A 24,405-nucleotide genomic window follows, 5' to 3' on the forward strand; every position below is an offset into this window, starting at 1 on the left:
GGTACTGTAGCAATCCGATAACCGTTCTCCAAGGGAGTGGTTTGGCGGCAAAGAGGGTTGAGGAAGCGGTTTAGCCTACTCTTCAAAACTTGGCCGCCGGATAGAGGGGCTGACCGGAAACTTACAGTTGGAATGACCAACAATTTCCAGGAACCATGCCGCCCACAGCCGCCTCGCCAGCAGGCTAAGGACGAATCCGAGCCTGGCTTAGCGAGACGAGATTTCATGACATCTGCCAATCCCCACCTGCTACACATCAAATACCGCCCCGATATCGACGGCTTGCGCGCCGTTGCCGTGCTTTCGGTCGTGGTGTTCCACGCCTTTCCCAACGGTTTGAAAGGCGGGTTTATCGGCGTCGACATTTTCTTCGTCATTTCCGGCTATCTGATTTCCAGCATCATTTTTCAGAATCTGGAGAAAGGTACCTTCAGTTTCGGCGAATTCTACGCCCGTCGGGTCAAGCGCATCTTTCCGTCGCTGATTCTGGTGTTGGCCGCCAGTTATGCGTTCGGCTGGTTTGCGCTGTTTGCTGACGAATACAAAGAGTTGGGCAAGCATATCGCCGCCGGAGCCGGCTTTGTCTCCAACTTTGTGTTGTGGGGCGAAGACGGTTATTTCGATTATTCGGCGGAAGCCAAACCGTTGCTGCATTTGTGGAGCTTGGGGATAGAGGAGCAGTTTTATATCGTTTGGCCCTTCCTGATTTGGCTGGCGTGGCGGCGGAATTTCAATATTTTGACCGTCACTGTACTGGTCGCGCTGGCGTCCTTTTATCTGAATATGCGGGGAATACGCTTCGACAGCGTAGCCACTTTCTATTCGCCGCAAACCCGTTTTTGGGAGTTGTTGTGCGGCAGTATGTTGGCCTGGCTCGCGCTTTACCGGAAAGGCGCTTATGCCCCTTTCCGGGCCAAACTCGATGGCTGGTTGGCGAGCGTGGTGTATCGCGAGACGCACGAAGCGGACGGCAAGACCCTGGCCAACGTTCTCTCGTTTATCGGTTTGTTTTTGCTGATTTACGGATTTTCCATCATCAACCGCAATTTTTACTTTCCCGGCAAATGGGCGGTGATTCCGATGCTGGGTGCGGTTTTGATCATCTCGGCCGGGCCGCAAGCCTGGTTTAACCGGATTGTTTTGTCCAACCGTCTGGCGGTTTGGGTCGGCGTGATCAGTTTTCCGCTTTATTTGTGGCATTGGCCTTTGCTGTCGTTTGCGCGGGTTTTGGAAACGGAAGTGCCCAGTGTCAATATCCGTTTGGTCGCGGTGGCGCTGTCCGTGCTGTTGGCATGGTTGACGTACCGCTTGGTCGAGCAGCCGATTCGTTTCGGCAAGGGCAATAAATCCAAAACGGTCGTTCTCATAGGGATGATGTTGATCATCGGCAATATCGGTTACTTCTCTTACTTGAAAGACGGTTTCGAGTTTCGCCAAGCCGACGCCCCCAGTAAGACCACGTTATTTGCAGACGTCAAAGGCACGGTGTTGTTCAATACGCCGGATGATTGGGTCGACGATATCTGCAAAGCGGAATTGGGCGCCAGTTACGAGTATCTGATTTGTCGTTTTACGACTTCGACCCCGAAAACCTTGGTCGTCGGCGACAGCCACGCTGCGCAATTCGTTTACGACTCGATATCGAAAGGGGCCAACGATTTGGCGTTGGTGGCGGTAAACGGTTGTTTGCCCTTTGCCGATTTGGTCGCTATCAATCCGTACGAAGAGTTCTCGGATAAGGCCTCGCGCTGCAGAGTCGTGATGCCGATTGTGATGAAAGTTCTCAGAGATTTTCCGTCGATCCAGCAAGTGGTGTTTGCCACCAGAGGGGCAATGTATGTCGATGGCTCCGGTTACGGCGATATCGAGAAGAAAAATACCTACCGCATCATCAAAGACCCGAACGACTTGCTGCCGGAAAATTACAACCGGTTTATTTCCGGTTATGTGGCGTCGATTAACGAGATTCTGAAATTCGGCAAACAGGTGATTTTCGTCGAGGACGTTCCGGAAATAGGCGTCGAAGCCAGAAGTTGCGTTGAAGACCGGCCGATAAAAATTACCGACAAAGAGCGGCCGGATTGCAACGTGCCGCGCAAATCGTTCGACCAGAGAAATACCAATTACCGGCATGCGGTCGGCTCGATTAATGCTGCGACTGAAAACCGGATCAAGATTTTCCCGGCCTACGAATATTTGTGCGACGAGTCATCGTGCGGAGCCGGTTTGGAAGACGGCGTGTCTTACTTCTACGATGACGACCATCTTTCCCTGCGCGGCAGTCATTATATTTTCGGTAAGTTCTCCGAGTGGCTGACTAAGGCGTCGCAAAAGAAATAATCCCAATTTCGCTCCGAGTTAAGACTAAAGCTGAATAGGGCTTGGCCGGGCGGTCGTTGACAGAATCAGCCGACCGGGCGGGCCGCGCGTTGGTCTTCCCGGTTGCCGATATCCGCAAAATTTCATTGTTTCCCAGTTACCTGCCGGCTTGGCGCGAAGATGCACTCGCCAACCGCTACGGCAGAGTCTGATCAGGCCGATAGATATCGGCGTCCCGCCCGTCACGCGGTTCGGTTTGTCAAATAGCGCGTTTCGTTTTAGAGTTTGTGCTCAGTTGCTCGGCAGGCCAATTGCCTTGCTGGGTTTGATCCGCCACCAGTCGAACACACACTATTGATTTCGGAAACGCCATGGACGAACAATTTCGCGGTAAGCACCAATACGGTTTATATGCGCAAAGCTTACTCTATCTGGCGTTGACGGCTTGGGCCTCAATAGGAGTCAGCCTGTCGCCCGGCGGCGGGGATCTTCTGCAATATATCACTCCGGCAGGATTTGGCCTTATCGCTTGGTATTGCGGATATGCCGGGGTAAAACACTATCGGGGCGGATTCTGGTTTTTCGGCGGTAACCTGTTTTTGGCTGTGGCGGTGTTCATGTGCTGGGTGGCTTACGATGGCTACCGCAGGGCCGACGCCAACGTCATGGTCGGAAGCTGCGCAGTCATTGGGCTTGCAGTGCTGGTGGCTTTGCCGTTGTTTTGGCAGGGCCATCAACGTCATCGCCGTTGGTGGCGGGCCGCCCACGGTTTTCCCGAATTCGAAGCCGTCGCCGAAGCAAATCCGGCACCGGCGCTGCCCCCAGACAATACTCTGCCTTTACTCTACCCTCCGCAACCCAACTGGCGCATTTTATTATTGATGGTGTTTAGCGCGATGCTATATGCGCCGTTTTTGATGTACCGCATTGCCAGCGACATGTGCGCTTTGGGCGGAACCCGCCTCAATCCGCGCCGCTGCGCTTGGCAGATGCTGGTTCCTCTTTACAACTTCAATGTGTTTTACCAAATGGCCGCGCAAGTTAAACGCTTGGCGCAAAAGCGCGGAATGGTCTTCAAGTTTTCGCCGGCCGTTCTGGCATTGATGTTAGTTGCTGCGACACTCGGCAATTTCGCCATGCCGCAGTTTTTATTCTTACTCGGTTGCATCCTGGCGGCATTGCCGTGGTTGATCTTGAATGCTTGGATGAACCGCTTGCGCGTCGCGCAGCCGGCGCAATGGCGCGCTCCGCTCGATCGATACACCTGGCGGCAGCGTAGTTTGTTTTTGGCCGGTATTCCGCTTATCGCGCTGGGTCTGCTGGGTAGCAAAGCCGAGTTCGCTTATTTCAAGGCGCCGGCCTTGGCCGCCGAGCAGCTGGTGTCCGGACCGGCCGCAGACTATGTCTTGACGATACCGGATCGGCAGTGGCGCGTGGTCGAGCGAGGGACCTTGTATCCCGACACCGATCTCGAACTGGTCAATCGAGTGACCGGCGAATGGGTCGTGGTCCGCGTCAGCCCCAGCCAGCAGCAAACCCTGGACGGCTTCGTCGACCAGCGGCAGGCGTTGGTGGCGGCCAATTGGAACGATTACGAGGTGCAGGAGACGCGACGCTTTGCGGATGACGGCCAAAGTTTTCCGATGTCGCTGGCCCGATACAGCTACAAGGGGCCGGTGCCGTCGCGGGATTCGCCATTGCTGGTAGCGACGGTGTTGACCCCCGAAAAAGTGTTCGAAGTGGTCGGCCACGGCGGGAAACAGCCGAATGCGAGTGCGATGCAATTGGTCGAGAGTTTTCGGTTGGCCGTGGGTGGGAAGAAGTCATGAAAATAGTATGGATGCTGGTTGGATGCCTGTTGCACAGCGCAGGCTACGCGGCGGACACGGGCCGCGATTTGAAATTGGCCGGCTACGCGCCGAATTTGGTGCGCTGGGCGCCGACAGGCCAGCATTTGGAGTATGCCAGTCTCGCGCCGCAGCCGGAGCGGATCGAAGCATTAAAACAGCTCGGTTACGGCAGTGTGGCTGTCGATGAAACTCACCGGCTTTATCTCAGCCGCGACCGTCGGGTAGAGGAAACCGTCAGCGTCGCCCAATTGTATCTGACGGTAAAAGGCATAGAGAGCGACGGCAATAACGGTTTCTGGCTGGATGCCAATCACCAACGGGCCGACATCGAAGCAGCCTACGTGGTGCAACCGGATGGCGCGATTACCGATATCGACCCGAACACGCTGCAAGTCAATAACCAGAATGTCTACAATATTTTCACCGATACCGTATATGTGACGGTGCCGTTTGCCCGGCTCAGGCCGGGCAGCATTGCGGTATTGCGCTACAAGATCGTGTCGGATCGCAACAAGTTGGTGATGGCTTGGGCGCGCAACTTGTTTCCGGCCAATTTTTATCCGTTGGAACGTTTCCGCGCTGAAGTCCGCTGGGACGGCCCGGCGCAGAAGCCGGCCTGGCAAACCGATTACCCCAAACTGACTTGTCGCGAAGGATCGCAGGAAATGGTCTGTACCAGTACGGAAGCGGCAGCGCCGGTTCCGGTCGATAACCAGATGCCGTCGGCTTTCGACGTATTGCCGGTTTTAGTGTTGGCTGAGCCCGCCAGTTGGGCGGCGGTTGCCGCGAGTATGGACAAACTTGCCGCACCGGCGTTGAGTCAGGACGCCAAAATCGAAGAGTTGGCGATGCAGCTCCGCGGCGACGCCAGCGATGTAAGGCAAATCGTGAGCCGCTTGAGTGGATTCGTCTCGCGCGAAATCCGTTACGTGGGCTTGGAGCGCGGCAACGGCAGTGTCATTCCCAGGCCGACTTCAGCGACGCTGGAGCGCCGCTTCGGCGATTGCAAGGATAAGACCATGCTGTTCGTTGACCTGGCGCGTCATGCCGGGCTGGATGCCTATCCGGTATTGGCCTCTACCGGCCGCATGTCGCTGACCAAACTGCTGTTGCCGAGCGGTGTGTATTTCAACCACATGTTGGCCTGCGTGAAATCGGTGCAGGCCGGCGAGATTTGCGTGGACCTGACCGATCCCGACACCGGCGGCGGTCATCTGCCTTACGCCTTGCAGGGGAGCGTCGCTTTGGCAGTCGGCCGCGACGCGGTCGCTCCGCATAAACTCGGCAGCGAACCGTTTACCTGGGTGGAGCAAACCAAGGCCGATAACCGGTTGATCGATGACGGCAGTGTCCAGGAAAGCCTGGCCCGGACCTACGACACGCACTGGGCTGCAGAATTACGGCGTTCGTTGTCGGCGAAACCGCGGGAAGAGCGCGAGCGCTGGCTGCATGAAGATTACCGGTCGGTGATGGGCGACAAGGCCAAGCCCGAGTTCAGTGCGCAAGGATTGGAGGCGGTCGATTCCGGCGTCACGCTGGCGTCGAGCGCCGAATATCGGAATGTATTCGATCCGGCGATGCTCAAAATCTACCGCGACGTTGAACCCTGGTTGAATTCGTTGGTGAAAGACGTCAAGTCTCGGAATAAGTATTATCCGTACGCCTTTAAGGGCATTCATTACCGGAGCGAAATCCGTTACCAGTTACCGGCCGGGAGAAGCGTCGGCAATGTCGGGCCGAAAGCCGATTATCTGTCGCCCTGGGGCGCGCTGCATCGGTATTACCGCCAGGAGGGTAATAGCGTGACCGCGTATACCGATCTGCAAATGCCGCGGGCGGACGTGCCGGTCGAGAAATTGTCCGAATTCAACCGCTTTCTGGAATTGGCCGGTCAGGAAACCCGAATCTCGTTCACGCTACGGGCAGCGGATTCGGCGCCGCGCTAGGCTCGCTAAGGCGAATTCGTCGGCTGTTGTCGGCGCCTTTTGAAAATCCCGCCGCGACAAGGTAGGCTAGCTGCCAAAGCCGATTGGATCACGCCGAGTATGACTAAAAGAAACCTGATAATTCTCGCCGCCCTGTTGTCGGCCGGTATCGCGTTTATCTACGCCCGCCGCCCGCCGCTACTGGAAGTCGAGACCTATACGGTGGCGGAAGGCGAAGTCAGGGCTAGCGTCTCGAATACCCGGGTCGGCACCGTCAAAGCCTGTCGCCGCGCCTATTTGGCGCCTGCCACCGGTGGTCAAGTCGCCGCATTGCATGTCAAGGAGGGCGCCAAGGTTGGCCAGGGTCAGGTTTTGCTGGAAGTCTGGAATCAGGATTTGAAAGCCCAGGTCGCATTGCAGAAGGCGCAAATCGCGGCCAGCCGGGCCAGTGCCGAACAGACTTGTCAGTTAGCCGGAGGGGCCGAGCGCGAGGCGGCGCGGATGACTAAGTTGCGACAGCACAATAACGTCGTGTCGGAAGAGCAAGTCGATAAGTCGCAGACCGGCGGCAAATCGCAGCGCGCGGCATGCGGGGCTGCGTTGCGGAATATCGAAGTCGCCGAAGCGCAATTGGGCGTTGCCGAAGCCGCGGTGCAACGTACCTTGGTCAAGGCGCCTTTCGACGGCACGGTTGCGGAAGTCAATGCCGAGTTGGGCGAATTCGTGACACCTTCGCCGCCCGGCATTCCGACGCTGCCGCCGATCGATTTGCTCGATGTCAGTTGCCTGACCGTATCGGCGCCGATCGACGAAGTCGACGTGGCCCGGATCAAAACCGGTATGCCGGCTTGCGTTTCGCTCGATGCGTTTCCGGATAAACGTTGCTCAGGCATCGTCACGCGAGTTGCACCGTACGTGTTGGAAAAAGAAAAGCAGGCGCGGACCGTGGAAGTGGAAGTGACCTTGCGCGACCCGAAAGACTTGGCCGAATTGTTGCCCGGCTACAGTGCCGATATCGAAGTGTTGCTGGCCGGTAAGGACAAGGCGCTCCGGTTGCCGGCCGAAGCCATTCTGGAAGGCAATCGCGTGTTGCTGGTCGGTGCCGACAACGTATTGCGCGAACAGCGCTTCGAGCCAGGGTTGACCAATTGGAACTACACTGAGGTGCTGAGCGGACTGCGGGCCGGCGACCGGGTGGTATTGTCGGTGGGCAAGGAAGGCGTAGCGGCAGGCGTGACGGTGCGGGCCAAACCATGATCCGGCTCAGCGGCATCGAACGCCGGTTCCAGGTCGGCGAGCAGACCGTGCATGCGCTGAATGGTATCGATCTGGCTGTTAAGGCCGGCGAGTACATTTCGGTGATGGGGCCCTCCGGTTCCGGTAAATCGACGCTGCTGAACATCATCGCCTTGCTGGACCAACCCTCTGCCGGCCGATATTGGCTGAACGGCCGCGACGTCACCTGCCAGAGCGACAACGAGTTGGCTCACACTCGGCGGGATAATATCGGTTTCGTATTCCAGTTCTTTCATTTGATTCCGCGCCTGACTGCGGCCGAGAACATCGAAATGCCGCTGATTCTGGCCGGAATAGACCCCAAGCGCCGCCGCGAGCAGGTGCAGCAGGCGCTCGCCGAGGTTAACCTGAGCGATCGAGCCGAGCATCGTCCCAATCAGTTGTCCGGCGGTCAATTGCAGCGTATTGCGATCGCCCGGGCCATGATCATGCGGCCGCCGATTTTGTTGGCGGACGAGCCGACCGGCAATCTGGATAGCAAGGCCGGCCAGGACATCATCAATTTGTTGGAAGAGTTGAATCGGCAGGGAGTGACGCTGATGGTGATTACCCACGACCAGCAAATCGGCGGGCGTGCCGGACGCCGGTTGAAAATTGTCGACGGCCACTTGGCCGATTAGCCCGGAATCAACGCAGAAAAGGCAGCAAGACGCCGAATACGGCGATTAGCGCTGCGCCGAGCAAAGCGCTTTGGGCCGGAATTTGGCCGAACAGGGTCACGGCCCAGGCCAGACTCAAAACCGGTGCCAAATAACCGACCGAACTGACCAGGGCGGCGGGCGCCCGCTGATAGGCGCGGGTCATGAAATGTTGGGCGCCGCTGCCGAATACGCCGACCAATCCCAGTAAGCCCCAAGACGGGTAGTCCCGCGGCAGCTCGGCGCCGAACGTCGCAAAATAGACTGCGTGCAGCGGCAGTGCGACCAGGCAAAAATAGAAAATCACCGTCTGCGGCGCGTTGCTGCGACCGGCCCTGGCCACCATCAGAAACGCCAGGGCAGAGAGGAGGCCGGATAACAAGGCCATGGATTGGCCGAGTAGATTGTGGCTGTCGTGCATATCGAACAGCAAAGACACTCCGGTAAATGCACCGATAATCGCCAGCCAGACTCGTAAGGAGTTGTGCTGGCCGAGCACCAGCGGCCCGAGCAATGCGACAAACACACCGCTACTGGCGGTTAAAAATGCGCTTTCGCCGGGGCCGATGCGCACGATTGCGGCGAACGACAACATTAATGCCGCAGCGCCGAATAAGCCGCGTAACCACAGCGAGGGCCGGCCGTCGCCGAGCAGCGCCCTGGTTCGACCCCGGATCAAAGCCGGAAGCAGCAGGATCAGCAAATTGGCCAGAATCCGGAAAAAGCTGATCACGCCGGCCGGCAGCGTGGCATCGAAGACGCGGATGGCATAAACGCTGGCGTTCATCAGAGAAAACAACAGGCAAGCCAATACCATGTCCAGCAAGCCCCGGCGAATTCCGGACTTGCTGTTCGGCGACGGTAATGGATTCTTCACGCCGTCGCGTCCGGCTTAAACGGGACGGGCTCAACCGGATGCGGCGGTCCGGCGTTTGGCAATATGGCGGGGCGAGATTCCAAAATATTTGCTGAAGGCGGCGCTGAAGTTACTGGCGTGATTATATCCGACCAACTCCGCGGCCACATCGATTTGGCAGGTGCCGGCTTCCAAGATGCGGTAGGCGCTATGCATCCTAGTGTTCAGAACTATTCCGTAAGGTGTGTTCTCGAAATAATGGTGGAATAGTTTCTTTAATTTGAATGGATTGGTGCCGACGCGTTTGGCTAATTGCGCGACCGAAGGCGGCGAGCGAAACTCCTGAATTAAAATTGTGCGGGCCGCATAAGCCATGGCCCGGTCTTTTTCGGTAAAGCCCGACCGGTGATGAATGCTGTTTTGCCAGAGAGGATTTAATTCAGAGGCTAATATCGACATCGCTTGACCGTGCATGAACATGCGTTTTAACGGGGTCGAAACGTTGCAGGAAACTAATTGTTCGGCGGCGATTAGCGCCGTGCTGGAAATAGGTTTCTGGCTTAATAAATTAATGCTGCCGTTTTTAAATAAAGCTGCTGAAGCGTTTTCTCCGAGATATTGGTCCAGCCAGGTTTTGGTCAGAGAAAAACGCAATTGCCACATTTCGCATTCGGCTTGGTATTGGCGCTCCCCGTCACTGGCATTAAAAGCGGTAATCGAGGTATAGCCTTCGTTGAAAACGATTGCGGTGCCGCCGCGCTCGACGAAACGCGAGTAGCCCCGCATGCCTAGCGTTACTACCAGACGCGGCTCCTGCCGCTCGATCCGGGTCGAGACGGCCAAGTCCCGGTTTGGCCGGTAGCGGGTTTCGATAAAGCTCAAATCCGTGTCGAGTGGGAACACTGCCGAATGGCCACTACCGAGTGCGTCAGGTAAAGATTGCCGTAATTGGTCCGACAACTGTTGCGCCGGTAAATCGTGTTGATCGATTTTATATTGTCCGGTAGTTTTTATGGCAGCTTCCAGCATAATATCGGTCCTTATTAAACTGTGTTATTTGGCGTGGTTTTCGGTAATTTTATTGCGAATTGTGACAGCAAATTTTTATACCATAAAAAATTACTCGGCTTGCCGGTTTATCTGCCGCCGATCAAATTATTTTTGCAGGGAGATTTAATAATCTCCAGCAGGGTTTTTTCGAAAAGATGTTGAAGGTTGCAACCAAAGGTTGGCGGCGATTGCGGATCAGACCAGTCTGCCATTCCGGCTCCAGCGGGCGTCTTTGCCAGGCCAAGTCGTCAGCCGTTCTCCGCGGCAATCTGCCGGCGTTTTGCGACATGCGGCAAATCCGGCTTGAGGTACACTGTCGCCAACACCGTATCGGCAAAAGTCATGCTGCAGCGAGATTTACTGATTCAGGCTGTCAAAGCCATCCGCACCCAACCGATGCGCGCCGTACTGATTATTCTGGCGATGAGTATCGGCGTAGCGTCGGTCAACGTACTGACCGCGTTGGGCGACAGCGCCCGGCGTTATGTGGTGCATGAGTTCGAATCGTTGGGTACGCATCTGGTCATCGTATTGCCCGGACGCAACGAGACCACCGGCGGCCACCCGCCGCTGTTCGGCGAAACGCCGCGCGATTTGACGCTGGACGACGCCGCGGCCTTGTTCCGCAGCCGGCAAGTTGCCGCGATCGCGCCGGTCAGCATCGGTGCGGCGCCGGTGTCGGTGGCGGGATTGGAACGGGAAACCAATATCATGGGTTCGACCCATTCTTTGTTGCGGGTAAGGCACTTGACGATGGCCCAAGGCGTATTTTTGCCTGAGGCCGAAGCGGATAAGGAAATGCCGGTTTGCGTGATCGGCAAAAAAATCGCCGACGAGTTATTTGCCCGGCGTAAAGCCGTGGGGGAATGGCTGCGCATCAACGACCGTCGCTTCCGGGTCGTCGGCGTGTTGGCTAAGGAAGGCCAGTCGATCGGTACCGGATTCGACGAATTGGTGATTGTGCCGGTGGCATCGGCGCAGGCCTTATTCGATAGTCATTCGCTGTTTCGGATATTGATCGAAGCGCACACCGAAGCGGCAATGCATAAAGCGGTCGACGAGGTGCGGGCGATCATCAGATTACGCCACGAAGGAGAAGATGACGTGACCATCATCACCCAGGACAGCGTGGTCAATACCTTCGACAAAATCCTGACGGCATTGACCTTGACCGTGGCCGGGATTGCCGCAGTCAGCTTGGCGGTGGCCGGGGTGTTGGTCATGAACGTGATGCTGGTCAGCGTCAGTCAGCGCACCGCCGAAATCGGCTTGCTGAAGGCCTTGGGTGCGACCCGCGGCCAATTGTTGCGCTGGTTCCTGTGCGAGGCCGCATTACTGTCGTTGGCTGGGGCGTTGTGCGGCGTTTTGCTGGGAAGGGTCGGCCTCGCGGCACTGCAATGGTGGTTTCCGAACTTTCCGGTGGCCTTGCCGGCGTGGGCCATGTTGGCGGCACTGGCGGTAGCGCTGTTAACGGGGCTGGTGTTCGGCGTGATGCCGGCCCGCAAGGCGGCGGCCCTCGAACCGGTTGCGGCATTGAGTAGGCGCTGAGCGATGGCCTGGCAGGATTTGTTCAAACTCGCGCTCGGCAGCATCAGCAGCCACAGGCAGCGCTCGTTGCTGACGGCGTTGGGGCTGATCATCGGTATTGCCGCGGTGGTGATCTTGACCTCGATCGGCCGCGGCGTCCACGGCTTCGTCTTAGGCGAGTTCACCCAGTTCGGCACCCATTTATTGGCGGTTTATCCCGGCAAGACCACCACCTTCGGTTTATCCGGCGCCACCATCAGTACGGTGAGACCCCTGACGGCGGCCGATGCCGAAAGTTTGGGCGCGGTCGAATCCGTGTTGGCGGCGATGCCGCTGGTACAGGGTAATGCCAGGGTCGAGGCCGGCGATAAACAACGGCGCAGCAATGTGTTCGGCGTCGGTGCGGCATTGCCGCAGGTGTGGCGAATTGGCGTCGATATCGGCCGTTTTTTACCCGATGAAGGTGCCGACAACGCCAGACCGTTCGCCGTTCTCGGCAGTAAGGTGCGGCAGGAGTTGTTCGGCGGCGCCAGCCCGTTGGGGCAGCGCATTCGTATCGGCAGCGATCGGTTTCGGGTGATTGGCGTGATGCGCAGCAAGGGCCAGATGCTCGGCTTCGATCTGGACGATACGGTGTTCATTCCGAGCGCCAGAGCGATGGAGATGTTCGATCGCCAGGGGCTGATGGAAATCGACGTGCTGTATCGCGCGGACGCCAGCGTCGAGCGAGTCGAGCAGGCTGTCAGGCAACGGATGTTGGCTCGGCACGGTGCGGAGGATTTTACGATCGTGACCCAGAACCAGATGCTGGAAAAAATGGATTCGGTGTTGAGCGTGCTGACTCTGGCGGTGGCGGCCTTGGGCGGAATCTCGTTGTTGGTCGGCTCGGTCGGGATCTTGACGATCATGACCATTGCCGTTTCGGAGCGAGTATCGGAGATCGGCTTGTTGCGGGCGATAGGTGCCGAACGCGCTGCAGTGTTCCGCTTGTTCCTTTCGGAAGCGGTGCTGCTGAGTCTGGCCGGCGGTGCGGGCGGCGTGGCCTTGGGCATAGGTGCCGTCAAACTCGTGGCCTTACTGGTGCCGGCGTTGCCGGTGCAACTGGCCTGGAACTACATCGCGCTGGCGTTTGCAGTATCGTTGGCGATCGGCGCCGCAGCCGGAGTGGCGCCGGCGATAAAAGCGGCGCGATTGAATCCGTTGGATGCCTTGCGCGCCGAATGAGGCCAAGGCCGCTGAATTCTGTTGTTACAGTTGACCCCGAAATTCCCGCACTCTGCCATCGAATTATGGCGGCTTAGCACGCAGGCTAGAATTTCTCCATTGGCGCCATGACAATTGCGCGCGGTCTAAGTGCTCCGGTTTTTAAGGTCTTTTCAAGCTTGGATCGCCGTTATGGCAACTGAGTCTACGAGAAAATCGTGGCTCGCTTGCTTTCAAAATACTTACATGGAACAGGATTAGTCATTTATGAGAACCATAACAAAAACTTCTTTGGCAATTTTCGGCGGTTTGGCAATGGCGATGAATGCCGGTGCGGCCTGGAGTTCGCCGACCCACGCTACCGCATTGATCGACTGGAGTTCGCTTACGATCAAGGCCGTGGGTTTGGGCGACGTCGCGCCGACTTACACGCTGAGCGGACTGGGGGGTAATTCCAATTCCAGCACCAGCGATTGGCTGCGTTGGAGCAGCGATACCTCCACTTCGGGGAATGTGTTCGGTGCCGGTGTAGGCGGCAGTAGCCAAGGTAGCGGCTCGGCTTCGGCGCAACGCAGCGCCAATTTCACGATATCCGGCAGCGGTTTTCTGATGCTGTCGGCGAATTATTCGCTCAGCGCCCAGATCAACGGCAACAATTGCTACGATTACTACTGTTACGGTACGAACGCGGCCAGTGCCAGCGTCAGTTTCGATCTGACCAACGTGTCCGGCTCGCAAAACCACCAGTCCCGCGCCGCGCAGTCGCTAAACTTGGGCAATTCTTGGCAACCGGGTTTGACTTCCGACAGCAAACAGGGTGTGTTATCGGTCGGAGTGATCGTCAATAACGGCGATGTATTGAATTTCTCCGCCGCGGTTGCCGCCTCGGCTTCGGATACCATCAGCGGGCAGACCGAATTGCCGGGGGCTGGTAGTGTGTTATTGAACAGTGGTTCCGGCTCGGTAACAACTACTTTGGTCACGTTCCCCGTGAATTTTCATTTGACTGCGGTACCTTTGCCGGCTAGCGTCTGGTTGATGGGAACCGCTCTGGCCGGGCTGCTGGGACTTGGCCGGAAACGGCAGGCCTTGCTAGCGTAACCTGGCGGCGCCGGCCCAGTCGCGTCGACGGTTGCGGCCCGGCCGGCTTCGTGGCGGCGGATTCTCGGCTATGCTTATCCCGCTACCGATCATCCGACCACGAGGCCATTATGTTGAACATCAATAATTACTATGAGCGGTTGGTCATCGACCGCTTGTGGAAACTCGCCGAGCAATCTGACGAGCCTTTCCGGCAGGCGTTTCAAGAGGATGTCGCTTGTCTGGCGCTGAATAAACTGCCACCGTGTTATGTGCGCAATACCATCGATAAAGGCATTAATGTCAGCGAAGAGCACTATTTGCAGATGGTCGCCGCAGTGGAAACCGCGGTCGAGCAAGCGATGCAACAGGTGTTGAGCCGGCCGCGCCTCGATCGGGAATCGGCCGAATGAAGTCCAGGTTGTCGGTGTTGTATTTGGGCGCTTGTCTGGCGGCCTGCAGTGGTCCGCAGTCGGAATCGACCTCGGACACCATATCGGCCAATGGCAGGTCGCAACAAAACGCCGCCGAAGCTTTGCAGCAGGCCAAACAGGCGGAAAGGCAGGTGTTTGACAGTGCCGAGCGACAGAAAAAACAGGCTGATGAGTTTTGACGAGTTCAGCCCCGCCGTGCCACACGGCGGGGCCGGGTTGGCGGGTTATTTCAGTTTAGGGCAGTCGATATAATCAGGATGCGCGGAAATAACCACGGCGACACGGTGCTTTTGGTCCGCCGTGTTATCGGGGCCGCCCGCTTCGCCGATCGCTTTGACGATCAATTGCGTGGCTCTGGCGCCATTGCTAATCAACATTTCGCTAACGGTTTTGGCCCTTCTTTCCGATAACGCTTGGTTAGCGGCCGGTTTACCGACGGTGTCGGTAGATGCGGTGACAGTCGCTGTGGCATCGGGGTGGTCGTGTAAAAAGTGGCCGATATGGCTGATGGTGTCTTCCTTGGTTTTGAACGGCACGTGGCTACCGGTTTTGAAATAGGCCACGGTTTCATGAATGGTTTCCACGTGATGGTGGTTATGTGAATGCACCTCTGTCAGCCACGCACACATTTCTTTTTCGGACTCCAACCGATGCTGGGCTGCGGCATGAGCGGCTTCCAGCGCGGCTTGTTTCTCGTCGATATTCCAGTAGTAGCCCTTTTCCCAGTGCTCCAGAATCTCGTTGGCGGTTTCCAGGTTTTCTTCCGCCAATTCCTCGTGCAATATGGATTGGCCGTAGTGACCGGCCATGGCCGCATCGATTTCAGCTTTCAGGGCGGAAGTGTCTTGCTTGGGCGTGCTGCAAGCGCTCAGCGTTAAGGCGATGGCCGCGGCAGGCAGATATATGTATTGTTTTTTCATGGTTGTATTCTCCTTAAACTCTTAGCGCTTAGCTTATTCGCCGTCGTCCAGAGGACCGTAATGGGTCCAGTAGCCGGGCAAATGCAGACCGAAGTAGCGGGTATCCTCGCTAAACCGCTCCCAAGGGTAAGCCGGGGAAATAAACTCGTCGCTAGGGATAGGGGCGCTGATAAATTCCACCGCACCGATCAAGGTACGGTCAACCGTATGGGCTACGCCGCGCAGTAAACCCCAACTCATTCCCAGCAGGATGTTTTGTTCGCTGCTGATGTTGACGATATTTTTGGGTAATTCGAGGATACCGCCGGCCATATTAAAAAAGCCTTGGCTGACTTTGCTGGTGAAACCGGACAAGTAGCTTTGATGGCCGTCGGCATTGACCGCCGGCGCCAGCAACATGCCGGTCAGGAGGCAGGTGATGACAAATTTGTTTTTTTTCATTGTAGTATCTCCCATGGTGTTGCAATGATGATTCCGGTTAGCATCTATAAGCATAGCAGTAGAATGCCGAACACATTGGCGTTCAGACACTAACCCATGCCGGGCACAATTGCAAACCTCAAGAGCGGCGGTTTGGCCGGGTTGCGGCGGCTGATCGAAGCCGTTTTTTGAAGGAGTGAGCGGTGCCGGCTCGGGCAGGGGCGGACTGGTTGCCGGTCACGGGCCGATTTCCACCCGGTTACGGCCGTTTTTTTTGGCGAGATATAGGGCGTCGTCGGCGGTGCGGATGATGTCGTCCAGCGCCATAGTGCCATCGATCCGGCGGGTACACAGGCCAATAGACAGCGTCGATGGGATCGTGAAATTCTGGTAGCGGAAGCAGTGTTGCAGCACGGTTACTCGAATGCGTTCCGCCAACGCAACCGCGGCTTCTGCGGAAATTTCCCGCAGCAGCATAATGAACTCCTCGCCGCCGTAACGCGCCAATAGGTCTTCGCGGCGCATTTCCGCTTGCAGGATCTTCGCCAGATCGCGTAGAACCTGATCCCCGGCCAGATGGCCGTAGTTGTCGTTGGTCAGTTTGAAGTGGTCGGCGTCGCACATCATCACCGTCAACCGGCTCCGGTTGCGTTTGCAGTACGAAAACTCCTGCTGGGCCCGGGAAATAAAAGCGTTTCGGTTCAAGACCTGGGTCATCGAATCGATGTTGGCCGCTTCGTAAAGCGCCTGTTCCGACAGCGCTTCGTTCGGTAGCTTGTAATCGATTTTCAGGTAAGTGTCGCCGATGCGGATTCGATCCAGTAGTTGCACGAGATGGCGGGTAATGCGTCGGTTGTTGACGAAGGTGCCGTTGGTGGAGTTAAGGTCTTCCAGATGCACCTGTCTGCCGTCTAGCGAAAGCAGGCAATGGCGGCGCGATATTTTCGGGTCGGCGATCGCGATATCTGCGCTAAGCTCGCGGCCCAGAACTTGCCGGGTAGCCATCAGCGGGAATTGTTTGCCTTGGTCTCTGCCGGACAGCACCACCAAGTAAGGCTGCAAATCGGCGCCGTCGCGGCCGGTTTGGGTGGGGTTGCCGGTCAGCGTATTCGAAAATGCGTTTAGTGTGGGATCGGGAGGGGCGGTCATTGCCTGATTCGGCGGGGTGGCGCCGCGGCCGGTAACGTTGATTGGCGAAAATTCCATGCTTGGCCCAATCGGTTGCAGCGGGTAGCGGAGGCCGGCCAAAAACGGTTTTGCATGGTCAATATTCGTGATCTGCTGATACGGCGCCCAGTGTCGCAGATAGGCCGATTGCTCGCAAGCCGCGAGCTTTTAAATCGGCTGTTGCCGCAGGGCTGTTCCGCGGCAACAAGGCAAGGCCTTATGCAAAAGCCTTTTTGAAAAACTCCGGCATCGCCAGGCTGGCTTTGTGGATATCACTGTTGTAGTACACAGTGTCGAAACCTTTGTTGATTGCATCCTGTTCGCGGAACGCGGCGAAGGCGTTCTTGCCGGCCATGGTTGCGCTCCACCAGCCGGATGGATAGATGCATTGCGGGAAGAACACGGTCTGGTAATGGTTAAAACCGCCGGCCCGCATCTCGTCGCGCATTTCCCGCAGGATGTGCATGTGCAGCAAAGCCGATTCACTTTGTTGGACGACGATGCCGTTTTCGGTCAAGGCTCTGAAGCAGTCCTTGTAAAAGTCGGCGCAGAACAAGCCCGCCGCCGGGCCTACCGGATCGGTACTGTCGACGATGATGATGTCCACGCTGTTAGGCGCTGCATCCTTCACCCATTTGATGCCATCGATGAATTTCAGCTCGGCCCGTGGATCGTGGTTGGACTCGCACAATTCCGGGAAATAAATTTCGGACAAGCGGGTGACGCGTTCGTCGATGTCGATCTGCACGGCTTTTTCGACGCCTGGATGTTTCAGCACCTCGCGGAGCGTACCGCAGTCGCCGCCGCCGATGATCAGTACGTTTTTGGGGGCAGGGTGGGTAAACAATACCGGGTGACTCATCATCTCGTGGTAGAAGAAATTGTCCCGGGTCGAAACCATGGTGCAACCGTCAATCACCATCAAATTGCCGAATTGTTCGGTCTCGTAGATTTCCAGAAACTGAAACTCCGACTGCTCTTCGTGCAATTTGCGTTTGATTTTTAATGAAAAGGCGGAGCCTGACGGCTCTTGCGCTTCGCTGAACCAGGTGGCGTCGAGCATGAGTTGTCCTCAAAAAGTCATAAAAGTCGCGGCATTATACTTTAGAATCCCTGCATCTATATGACAGTACGGGGAACCTGAGTGCCGGCACAAGCATGGTCGATTGAACAGGCAAAACAGCTTTACGCGATTCAACAATGGGGCGACGGTTATTTTTCGATTAACCAACACGGCCATGTCTGCGTCAAACCGAGCAGCGACAATCCGTTGGCAATCGATTTGTTCGAAGTGGCCGAGGCCTTGCGCGGTAAAGGTTTGAATCTGCCGGTGCTGGTACGCTTCACCGATATTCTGCCCGACCGCATTCGCCGGCTGCAGCAGGCTTTCGATCAGGCCAGAACTGCTCATGGCTACGCTGGACATTACACGCCGGTATATCCGATCAAGGTCAACCAACAGGGCAACGTGGTGGAGGCCATCCTGTCTGCCGACAATATCGGTCTGGAAGCCGGTAGTAAGCCGGAGTTGCTGGCGATTCTGGGTTTGGCCAAAACCAACGGCACCATCGTCTGCAACGGTTACAAGGACAGGCTTTACATCCGGATGGCGCTAATGGGCCAGCTGATGGGTTTGTCGGTGTTCATCGTCATCGAAAAGCCGTCCGAGCTGGAATTGATCCTGGAAGAAGCGGCCAAACTGCAGGTCAAACCGTTGATAGGTCTGCGGGTGCGGCTGTCGACCATCAGCGCCGGCAAATGGCAAAACAGCGGCGGCGAAAAGTCCAAATTCGGTTTGCATGCCAGTGAAGTGCTGCAGTTGGTCGAGTACTTGCGCCAGGCGCAGATGCTGGATTGCCTGCAACTGATGCATTTTCATATGGGCTCGCAGATCGCCAACATTCACGACATTAAATTGGCCTTGAAGGAAGCCGGCCAGTTTTATCTGCAATTGCGTCGGCTCGGTGCCGAAATCAGCACAGTGGACGCCGGGGGCGGCTTAGGCGTGGATTACGACGGCAGCGGCTCGCGGCGGGAATGTTCGATCAACTACAGCATGTCCGAGTACGCCGATAACATCGTCCGCGCCTTCGCCGAGGTCAGCCGACAGCACAATTTGCCGCAACCCAACATCATCACCGAGTCGGGCCGGGCCATTACCGCCCACCATGCAGTACTGATCACCAACGTCACCGAAGTCGAGCGTTTGCAGGGAGCCGGCTTGGTTGCCAAGCATTTCGATAACGTCAGCGAGGCTTATCATAATGCTCAATTCGATATGGCCGAAGCCCGCGCCCGTTTCGTGCAAGGGGATATCGATTTAGCCGATTTGGCCGCGGCCGAGCGGCGCTACGTCGGTTTATGCCAGCAGATTCAGGAACAGTTGAACCTGGATAACCATCATCATCGGGAAATTTTGCAGGAGCTCGACGAAAAACTGGCGGATAAGGTGTTTTGCAATTTCTCGTTGTTTCAATCGATGCCGGATATCTGGGGCATCGATCAGATCTTCCCGATCATGCCGATCCATCGGTTGCACGAGCAACCAAGCCGGCGTGCGGTATTGCAGGATTTGACCTGCGATTCCGACGGCAGGATCGACCAGTATGTCGATCGGCAAAATATCAGCAACACCTTGGCGCTGCACGCAATCGGCGATGACGAAGATTACTTGATCGGTTTTTTCATGGTCGGCGCCTATCAGGAAATCCTGGGCGACATGCACAATTTGTTCGGCGATACCCACTCGGTCAACGTCGAACTGGCAGCCGGCGGTTACCGCTTCAGCGATTTCATGGAAGGTGAAGATGTCAGCGAGTTGCTGGATTACGTGCACATCGATGCCGAGGCGCTGAAAGCGGCTTATCGGCGTAAACTGGACGGCGCAGCGTTGACGGCAGAACAGAAAGCCGGCTTCGAACAGGAGTTGTCGGCCGGATTGAACGCTTATACCTACTTGGAAAAATAGCTTCCTTAGAGTGACACAGGACGGGCGCAGACGATGAAAACGGGATTTATCGGTTTGGGGGCAATGGGGCTGGGCATGGCTCGCAATCTGGCCAAGGCCGGTCATTTGGCTGCGGTGTATAACCGAACTGTGGAGAAAGCTGCGGCCTTGGCGGCGGAAACGGGTGCGGAGGCTTGCGGTAGCATAGAACAGCTCGCTGGCAATGCCGAGGTCATAATGATTTGCGTGTCGGCCGACCAAGACGTACTCGATGTGGTGGATGCCGTTTGCATCGGCGTCAAGCCGGGGACTGTGGTCGTCGATATGTCTACGGTCAGTGGCGAGACCGCGAGAATAGCGGCGGCAAAGCTTGCCGAAAAACAAGCGGAATTTCTGGACGCGCCGGTATCCGGCGGCGTAGAAGGCGCCAGAAACGGCTCTTTGGCAATGATGGTCGGCGGCGACGCGGGAGTACTGGAGCGGGTGCGGCCGGTATTGACCGCGATGACCGCGCGGATCGAACACATGGGCGGCGTTGGTGCCGGCCAGGCTTGCAAGGCGGTTAACCAAATCATGTGCGCCGGCATCAATCAGGCCGTGACCGAAGCCTTGGCGTTCGCCGCCGCGCAGCAATTGCCGCTAGACAAGGTTGTGGACGTGATCGCGGGCGGGGCCGCCGGCAATTGGTTTTTGCAACATCGCGGCAAGACCATGACCAACAACCAGTACGCGCCGGGTTTCAAGTTGGCGCTGCATCACAAGGATTTGCTCATCGCCGAACGGATGGCGGCGCAGGTTGGACTGACATGTCCGTTAACGGCAGCAACGCTGGCGGATTATGCCAAACTAATGGCAGAGGGTTACGGCGACGAGGATATCTCGGCGCTGTATCGCTTAAGACAGCAATGATCTTTCAATTAGCTTACAAGATGTAACAATGAAAATTACGGTATTTGGCAGTGGATACGTCGGTTTGGTCACGGGGGCCTGCTTGGCAGAAGTGGGAAATCAAGTGCTGTGCATGGACGTCGACCAGCGGAAAATCGACCAGCTGAAACAGGGTGTTATCCCAATCTACGAGCCCGGTTTGGACGAAATGGTCAAGGATAATGTTGCCGCCGGCCGGCTAGGTTTTACGACCGACGTCAAGCAGGCCGTTGATTTCGGCTTGTTCCAATTCATCGCCGTCGGTACTCCGCCGGACGAGGATGGGTCGGCCGATTTGAAATACGTGTTGGCGGTGGCGAAAAGCATTGCTGAACACATGAACGATTACAAAATCGTCGTCGACAAATCCACTGTGCCGGTCGGTACTGCCGATAAAGTGAAGCAGACCGTTGCCGACGCGCTGGCCCAGCGCGGCCAGAGCTTGGAATTCGATGTCGTGTCCAATCCGGAGTTTTTGAAGGAAGGCTCGGCGCTGGACGACTTCATGAAGCCCGACCGCATCATCATCGGCACCGACAACCCGCGGACCGCAGAGCTGCTAAAAGCGCTATACGCGCCGTTCAACCGCAGCCGCGAGCGGGTCATTACCATGGACATCCGCTCTGCGGAACTGACCAAGTACGCCGCCAACGCGATGCTGGCGACCAAGATCAGCTTCATGAACGAACTGGCCAATCTAGCCGAGCGGCTGGGTGCCGACATCGAACAGGTGCGCCACGGCATCGGTTCCGACAGCCGGATCGGTTATAGCTTTATCTATCCGGGTTGCGGCTACGGCGGTTCCTGCTTTCCGAAAGACGTCAAAGCCCTGGAGCGCACCGCCCGCGACAACGGCTATCACGCCGAGTTACTGAGTGCGGTCGAAAACGTCAACGACCGGCAGAAACACCGCTTGTTTGAAAAAATCAGCGCGCATTACCCGGATGGCGTCAAAGGCAAAACCTTTGCCTTGTGGGGCCTGGCCTTCAAACCCAATACCGACGACATGCGCGAAGCACCTAGCCGGGTATTGCTGGAGGCATTGATCGAGGCGGGCGCCGTGGTCCGGGCCTACGATCCGGAAGCGCTGCAAGAAGCGCAGCGGATCTATGGCGACAAGGCCGGTTTGGTTTATTGCGCGAAACAGAATGAAACCTTAAGCGATGCCGACGCGCTGGTCATCGTTACCGAATGGAAACAATTCCGCAGCCCGGATTTTGATGACTTGGGGCATTTGTTAAAGGACAAGGTGATATTCGACGGGCGGAATATGTATGAGCCGAGGTTGGTTAAGCAGTTTGGGTTGCAGTATTACGCGATCGGAAGGTAATACTCTCCCTCTCTTGCTGGAGAAGGTTGGGGTGAGGAGAATCAAAACCTTGCCTCATTTTCTTTCTTGGAAGGTGTTGCTAGCGCGACGGCTGGTTTTAATGTCGGGTCTCGGCCCGACAGCCGAGGTACTTTTCTTTGCTCCGCCAAAGAAAAGTACCCAAAAGAAAGGCGGCCCGGATGCCGCTTTGATCCTGCGCTCCGAAGCTTTCGCCGGGGGTTGACGAAAGGGGCTCCCTGCCCCTTCGTCAACGTGCGGCATCCCTGCCTCCCCCCTTTGGGCTATTCCCGCCGAAAGCTCCGGTGCTCGGCGCGGCATACGGGAGAAAAACCATCCCGAAATTGAAAGTCAGTTGGTATGCAAATAATATAGTTTCGATGGAGTGAAATGAAATAGAGGAATTGATCGCGTTAATTACCTGGATTCCGCTACATGCTGGCTACTAGTTAAATTCAAATTTTGGCAACTCTTTCCCATCATTTATTTGAATAACTCTGATTCTAAGGATACAAGCTCCGAGAGTAATAGTATCAAGCGATTAAAGCATTCGCTGCATCGGAAAGCATAATTGAACGCCTTTTTACAAACTCGTTGTATGACATTTCCAGACCATCTTTTGGTATGAGTGATGCGGCCATAATAGAATCTAGACTCGCAGGAGGAATCATTTTGACGTACTCTGATGGCGCTTTGTCTTGAATGCTCCGATTATCCTTCTGCGACAAAAACGCAAAATTAGCCAGCATAAACTGTTGAGACTTTTCTTTAATTCCTTCTTTAGTAGAAAGGTAGTTCTTTGGGAAGATGTGATGAAACTCGGTTCGATTGCACGAAACCAAGACTTCATTCAAATCAACATCTGCTGCGGATAAAAAAGACTTTGGTTGAGCATGTGCAAGTAGCAAAACAAATACTTTTGTGTTGACAGATGTCAATGCAAAAACGTTTTCGGTGAAATATTCTGGAGTGACAGTAACGCTGCGTCTTTCAAATTCTGATGTGTTGCCTGTAAGAAGTTGCTGTATTGCAGCAATATCTTGTGCAATAGCGTTATCTACGCTGTTTGAATAGCGCCTTGAGAAGCAACTGTGCCAAAACCAACGTTTGAGCGCTGACCGTTGTTTGGCGTCTGGGTGAAAACCAGCTGCCTTATCTGTAGCAAAACATCTAACTAACGGAATAATCATAGATTTATAGGGAAGAATCTTCAATGAAGCCACTCCGCAATCTCGACGTAGGAACTCAATGGCACCGAGAATCCCATTTCTAAGAATATCAAACGAGTCTCGTACTTCTGAACCTTTTAGATCAACAATCGCATGAGCAGATGCATCGTTTCTGACAACACCTGCACAACATTTTAGAAGCAAATCTGGAGTATCTCGGAGCTCGCTGAAACCCACTTCGTCGAGATCATTTGCTAGCTCATCAAACTTTGTTCGAAGATCAAAGTCTCCACTCCATGTCCAAGCAGAAAGAAGCTGATACGTATCTAAAGGTACGCCCCCACGGTTTATCCTCTCAAAAATAATAGCGATCTTGGAGTGATCTTCAGTTTCCACAGTTTCAACCGGAATTACTGCTTCCTTGAATAGCGCCTGCAGTTGGTCGATTACTTTGAGCTGATCGTCATCTTTGATTGATCTTGTGAATTTACCAAACTCTGTTACATCGAAAAGAATCCTCAGTGGAACATGGTTCCGAGTTACTTCACTCGGTTCCAAGGCTACAAACTGAGAATCCTGGGCGCTTGCGGAGGCGGTGAGATCAAAATATATATCGACCCATTTCACCTGCGTTTCCGAATTTTGTTTAAGTTCAGTTTGAAATGTCGAGTAGATTGAGGTCAGTCGTTGCTGACCGTCCAAGACATAGTCGATGGGATATTCTTTTTTGGGTTCAGGAAGAGTGAACGGACCAAGGTCACGGTCATAGGAAAGTTTTTCTTTTGTTCTCCAGAACAGAACGGTACCTATTGGATAGCCTTTGAAAATACTATCCATGAGAAATTGTACGCGATCTGGCTCCCACACAAAATCTCTTTGGAATGCGGGAATACGTATTTCGCCGTCTGTAATTCTCTGAAGTAACTGTCGAATAGTTATGGTTGCGATAGCCATATAATTTCCTGATTTTCCTTAAATATTATGGGGCGCGATTGTAGGCGTAATAGGCGTTAGAAGTATACGCTGGATCCAAATGTTCGAATTGATGCAATATGCTGGCGCTATTGCAACCTATGATTTGAAAATACTAAATAACTTTCAAATTATGGGATGGCTTTTCTCCCGTATGCCGCGCCGAGCACCGGAGCTTTTGAACGGGTAAGCCCGTTAGGGGCGATGCAGGGATGCATCGCGTTGCCGAAGGGGCAGGAAGCCCCTTTCGGCAACCCCGTTCAAAAGAGAGGAGCGCAGGGGAGAAGCGGCATTCGGGTGTCCTTTCTTTTGGATACTTTTCTTTGGACAAGCACAAATTCGCCCGGAGCGAATTTGAACAGCCGATAGGCTGGCCCG

The 24,405-nt window shown here is 55.5% G+C and carries 20 protein-coding genes; 13 read left to right on the top strand and 7 right to left on the bottom strand.

The window, feature by feature from the left end:
- Window positions 1–225: 225 nt before the first annotated feature.
- The 5 genes from AC0IM9_RS14835 to AC0IM9_RS14855 all read left to right on the top strand — a co-directional run bounded on the left by AC0IM9_RS14835 (window position 226) and on the right by AC0IM9_RS14855 (window position 8,010).
- Window positions 226–2,340, top strand: a complete 2,115-nt coding sequence (locus AC0IM9_RS14835) for an acyltransferase family protein (RefSeq protein ID WP_482804538.1) — start codon at window positions 226–228, stop codon at window positions 2,338–2,340.
- A gap of 350 nt (window positions 2,341–2,690) precedes the next feature.
- Complete coding sequence (locus AC0IM9_RS14840) at window positions 2,691–4,148, top strand: hypothetical protein (RefSeq protein ID WP_482804539.1); 1,458 nt, start codon at window positions 2,691–2,693, stop codon at window positions 4,146–4,148.
- Window positions 4,145–6,115 (top strand): DUF3857 domain-containing transglutaminase family protein, encoded by a 1,971-nt coding sequence (locus AC0IM9_RS14845; RefSeq protein ID WP_482804540.1) that lies wholly within the window; start codon window positions 4,145–4,147, stop codon window positions 6,113–6,115. The genes AC0IM9_RS14840 and AC0IM9_RS14845 overlap by 4 nt, the downstream gene beginning before the upstream one ends.
- A gap of 99 nt (window positions 6,116–6,214) precedes the next feature.
- The gene (locus AC0IM9_RS14850) at window positions 6,215–7,351 is read left to right on the top strand and encodes an efflux RND transporter periplasmic adaptor subunit (protein WP_482804541.1); all 1,137 of its coding nucleotides are present in this window, start codon (window positions 6,215–6,217) and stop codon (window positions 7,349–7,351) included.
- A complete protein-coding gene (locus AC0IM9_RS14855) occupies window positions 7,348–8,010 on the top strand; it encodes an ABC transporter ATP-binding protein (protein ID WP_482804542.1) in 663 nt (220 codons plus the stop codon). Before AC0IM9_RS14850 ends, AC0IM9_RS14855 begins: the two co-directional genes overlap by 4 nt.
- Before the next feature lie 7 nt (window positions 8,011–8,017).
- Here AC0IM9_RS14855 and AC0IM9_RS14860 read toward each other — a convergent pair whose 3' ends face one another.
- On the bottom strand, window positions 8,018–8,905 hold the full coding sequence (locus AC0IM9_RS14860) for a DMT family transporter (RefSeq protein WP_482804543.1): 888 nt from the start codon (window positions 8,903–8,905) through the stop codon (window positions 8,018–8,020).
- A 30-nt stretch (window positions 8,906–8,935) separates the two neighbouring features.
- Entirely contained in the window at window positions 8,936–9,913 is a 978-nt protein-coding gene (locus tag AC0IM9_RS14865; protein WP_482804544.1) for a helix-turn-helix transcriptional regulator, read from the bottom strand.
- A gap of 363 nt (window positions 9,914–10,276) precedes the next feature.
- Between AC0IM9_RS14865 and AC0IM9_RS14870 the strand changes: the two genes are divergently transcribed.
- From AC0IM9_RS14870 to AC0IM9_RS14890, 5 genes are all read left to right on the top strand, one after another.
- Window positions 10,277–11,482 carry an ABC transporter permease gene (locus AC0IM9_RS14870; RefSeq protein ID WP_482804545.1) on the top strand — a complete coding sequence of 402 codons (1,206 nt, stop codon included), beginning with the start codon at window positions 10,277–10,279 and terminating at the stop codon, window positions 11,480–11,482.
- 3 nt (window positions 11,483–11,485) lie between these two features.
- The gene (locus AC0IM9_RS14875) at window positions 11,486–12,685 is read left to right on the top strand and encodes an ABC transporter permease (RefSeq protein ID WP_482804546.1); all 1,200 of its coding nucleotides are present in this window, start codon (window positions 11,486–11,488) and stop codon (window positions 12,683–12,685) included.
- Between the two features lie 246 nt (window positions 12,686–12,931).
- On the top strand, window positions 12,932–13,765 hold the full coding sequence (locus tag AC0IM9_RS14880) for a VPLPA-CTERM sorting domain-containing protein (protein WP_482804547.1): 834 nt from the start codon (window positions 12,932–12,934) through the stop codon (window positions 13,763–13,765).
- A 110-nt stretch (window positions 13,766–13,875) separates the two neighbouring features.
- Window positions 13,876–14,157 carry a late competence development ComFB family protein gene (locus AC0IM9_RS14885; RefSeq protein ID WP_140914102.1) on the top strand — a complete coding sequence of 94 codons (282 nt, stop codon included), beginning with the start codon at window positions 13,876–13,878 and terminating at the stop codon, window positions 14,155–14,157.
- Complete coding sequence (locus AC0IM9_RS14890; RefSeq protein ID WP_445372226.1) at window positions 14,154–14,357, top strand: hypothetical protein; 204 nt, start codon at window positions 14,154–14,156, stop codon at window positions 14,355–14,357. Before AC0IM9_RS14885 ends, AC0IM9_RS14890 begins: the two co-directional genes overlap by 4 nt.
- Before the next feature lie 45 nt (window positions 14,358–14,402).
- On the opposite strand, the gene AC0IM9_RS14895 is transcribed toward AC0IM9_RS14890, so the two are convergent.
- The 4 genes from AC0IM9_RS14895 to speE form a co-directional block, all read right to left on the bottom strand.
- Window positions 14,403–15,098, bottom strand: a complete 696-nt coding sequence (locus AC0IM9_RS14895) for an OmpA family protein (RefSeq protein ID WP_140914100.1) — start codon at window positions 15,096–15,098, stop codon at window positions 14,403–14,405.
- A 33-nt stretch (window positions 15,099–15,131) separates the two neighbouring features.
- The gene (locus tag AC0IM9_RS14900; RefSeq protein WP_140914099.1) at window positions 15,132–15,539 is read right to left on the bottom strand and encodes an exosortase system-associated protein, TIGR04073 family; all 408 of its coding nucleotides are present in this window, start codon (window positions 15,537–15,539) and stop codon (window positions 15,132–15,134) included.
- 216 nt (window positions 15,540–15,755) lie between these two features.
- Window positions 15,756–16,724 (bottom strand): GGDEF domain-containing protein, encoded by a 969-nt coding sequence (locus tag AC0IM9_RS14905; protein WP_482804548.1) that lies wholly within the window; start codon window positions 16,722–16,724, stop codon window positions 15,756–15,758.
- 178 nt (window positions 16,725–16,902) lie between these two features.
- A complete protein-coding gene (speE, locus tag AC0IM9_RS14910) occupies window positions 16,903–17,748 on the bottom strand; it encodes a polyamine aminopropyltransferase (protein ID WP_445372229.1) in 846 nt (281 codons plus the stop codon).
- Between the two features lie 81 nt (window positions 17,749–17,829).
- On the opposite strand from speE, the gene speA reads away from it, so the two are divergent.
- The 3 genes from speA to AC0IM9_RS14925 are packed head-to-tail and all read left to right on the top strand — an operon-like array spanning window position 17,830 to window position 21,889.
- Window positions 17,830–19,653, top strand: a complete 1,824-nt coding sequence (gene speA / locus AC0IM9_RS14915; RefSeq protein ID WP_482804549.1) for a biosynthetic arginine decarboxylase — start codon at window positions 17,830–17,832, stop codon at window positions 19,651–19,653.
- Window positions 19,654–19,686: 33 nt separating this feature from the next.
- Window positions 19,687–20,541 (top strand): NAD(P)-dependent oxidoreductase, encoded by an 855-nt coding sequence (locus AC0IM9_RS14920; RefSeq protein WP_482804550.1) that lies wholly within the window; start codon window positions 19,687–19,689, stop codon window positions 20,539–20,541.
- A 28-nt stretch (window positions 20,542–20,569) separates the two neighbouring features.
- Window positions 20,570–21,889: a UDP-glucose dehydrogenase family protein gene (locus tag AC0IM9_RS14925; RefSeq protein WP_482804551.1), complete on the top strand. Its 1,320-nt coding sequence runs from the start codon at window positions 20,570–20,572 to the stop codon at window positions 21,887–21,889.
- A 530-nt stretch (window positions 21,890–22,419) separates the two neighbouring features.
- Here the strand turns inward: AC0IM9_RS14925 and AC0IM9_RS14930 are convergent.
- Window positions 22,420–24,009: a GmrSD restriction endonuclease domain-containing protein gene (locus AC0IM9_RS14930; RefSeq protein WP_482804552.1), complete on the bottom strand. Its 1,590-nt coding sequence runs from the start codon at window positions 24,007–24,009 to the stop codon at window positions 22,420–22,422.
- Window positions 24,010–24,405 lie beyond the last annotated feature (396 nt).

The sequence above is a fragment of the Methylomonas sp. Uni0011 genome (assembly GCF_056850255.1).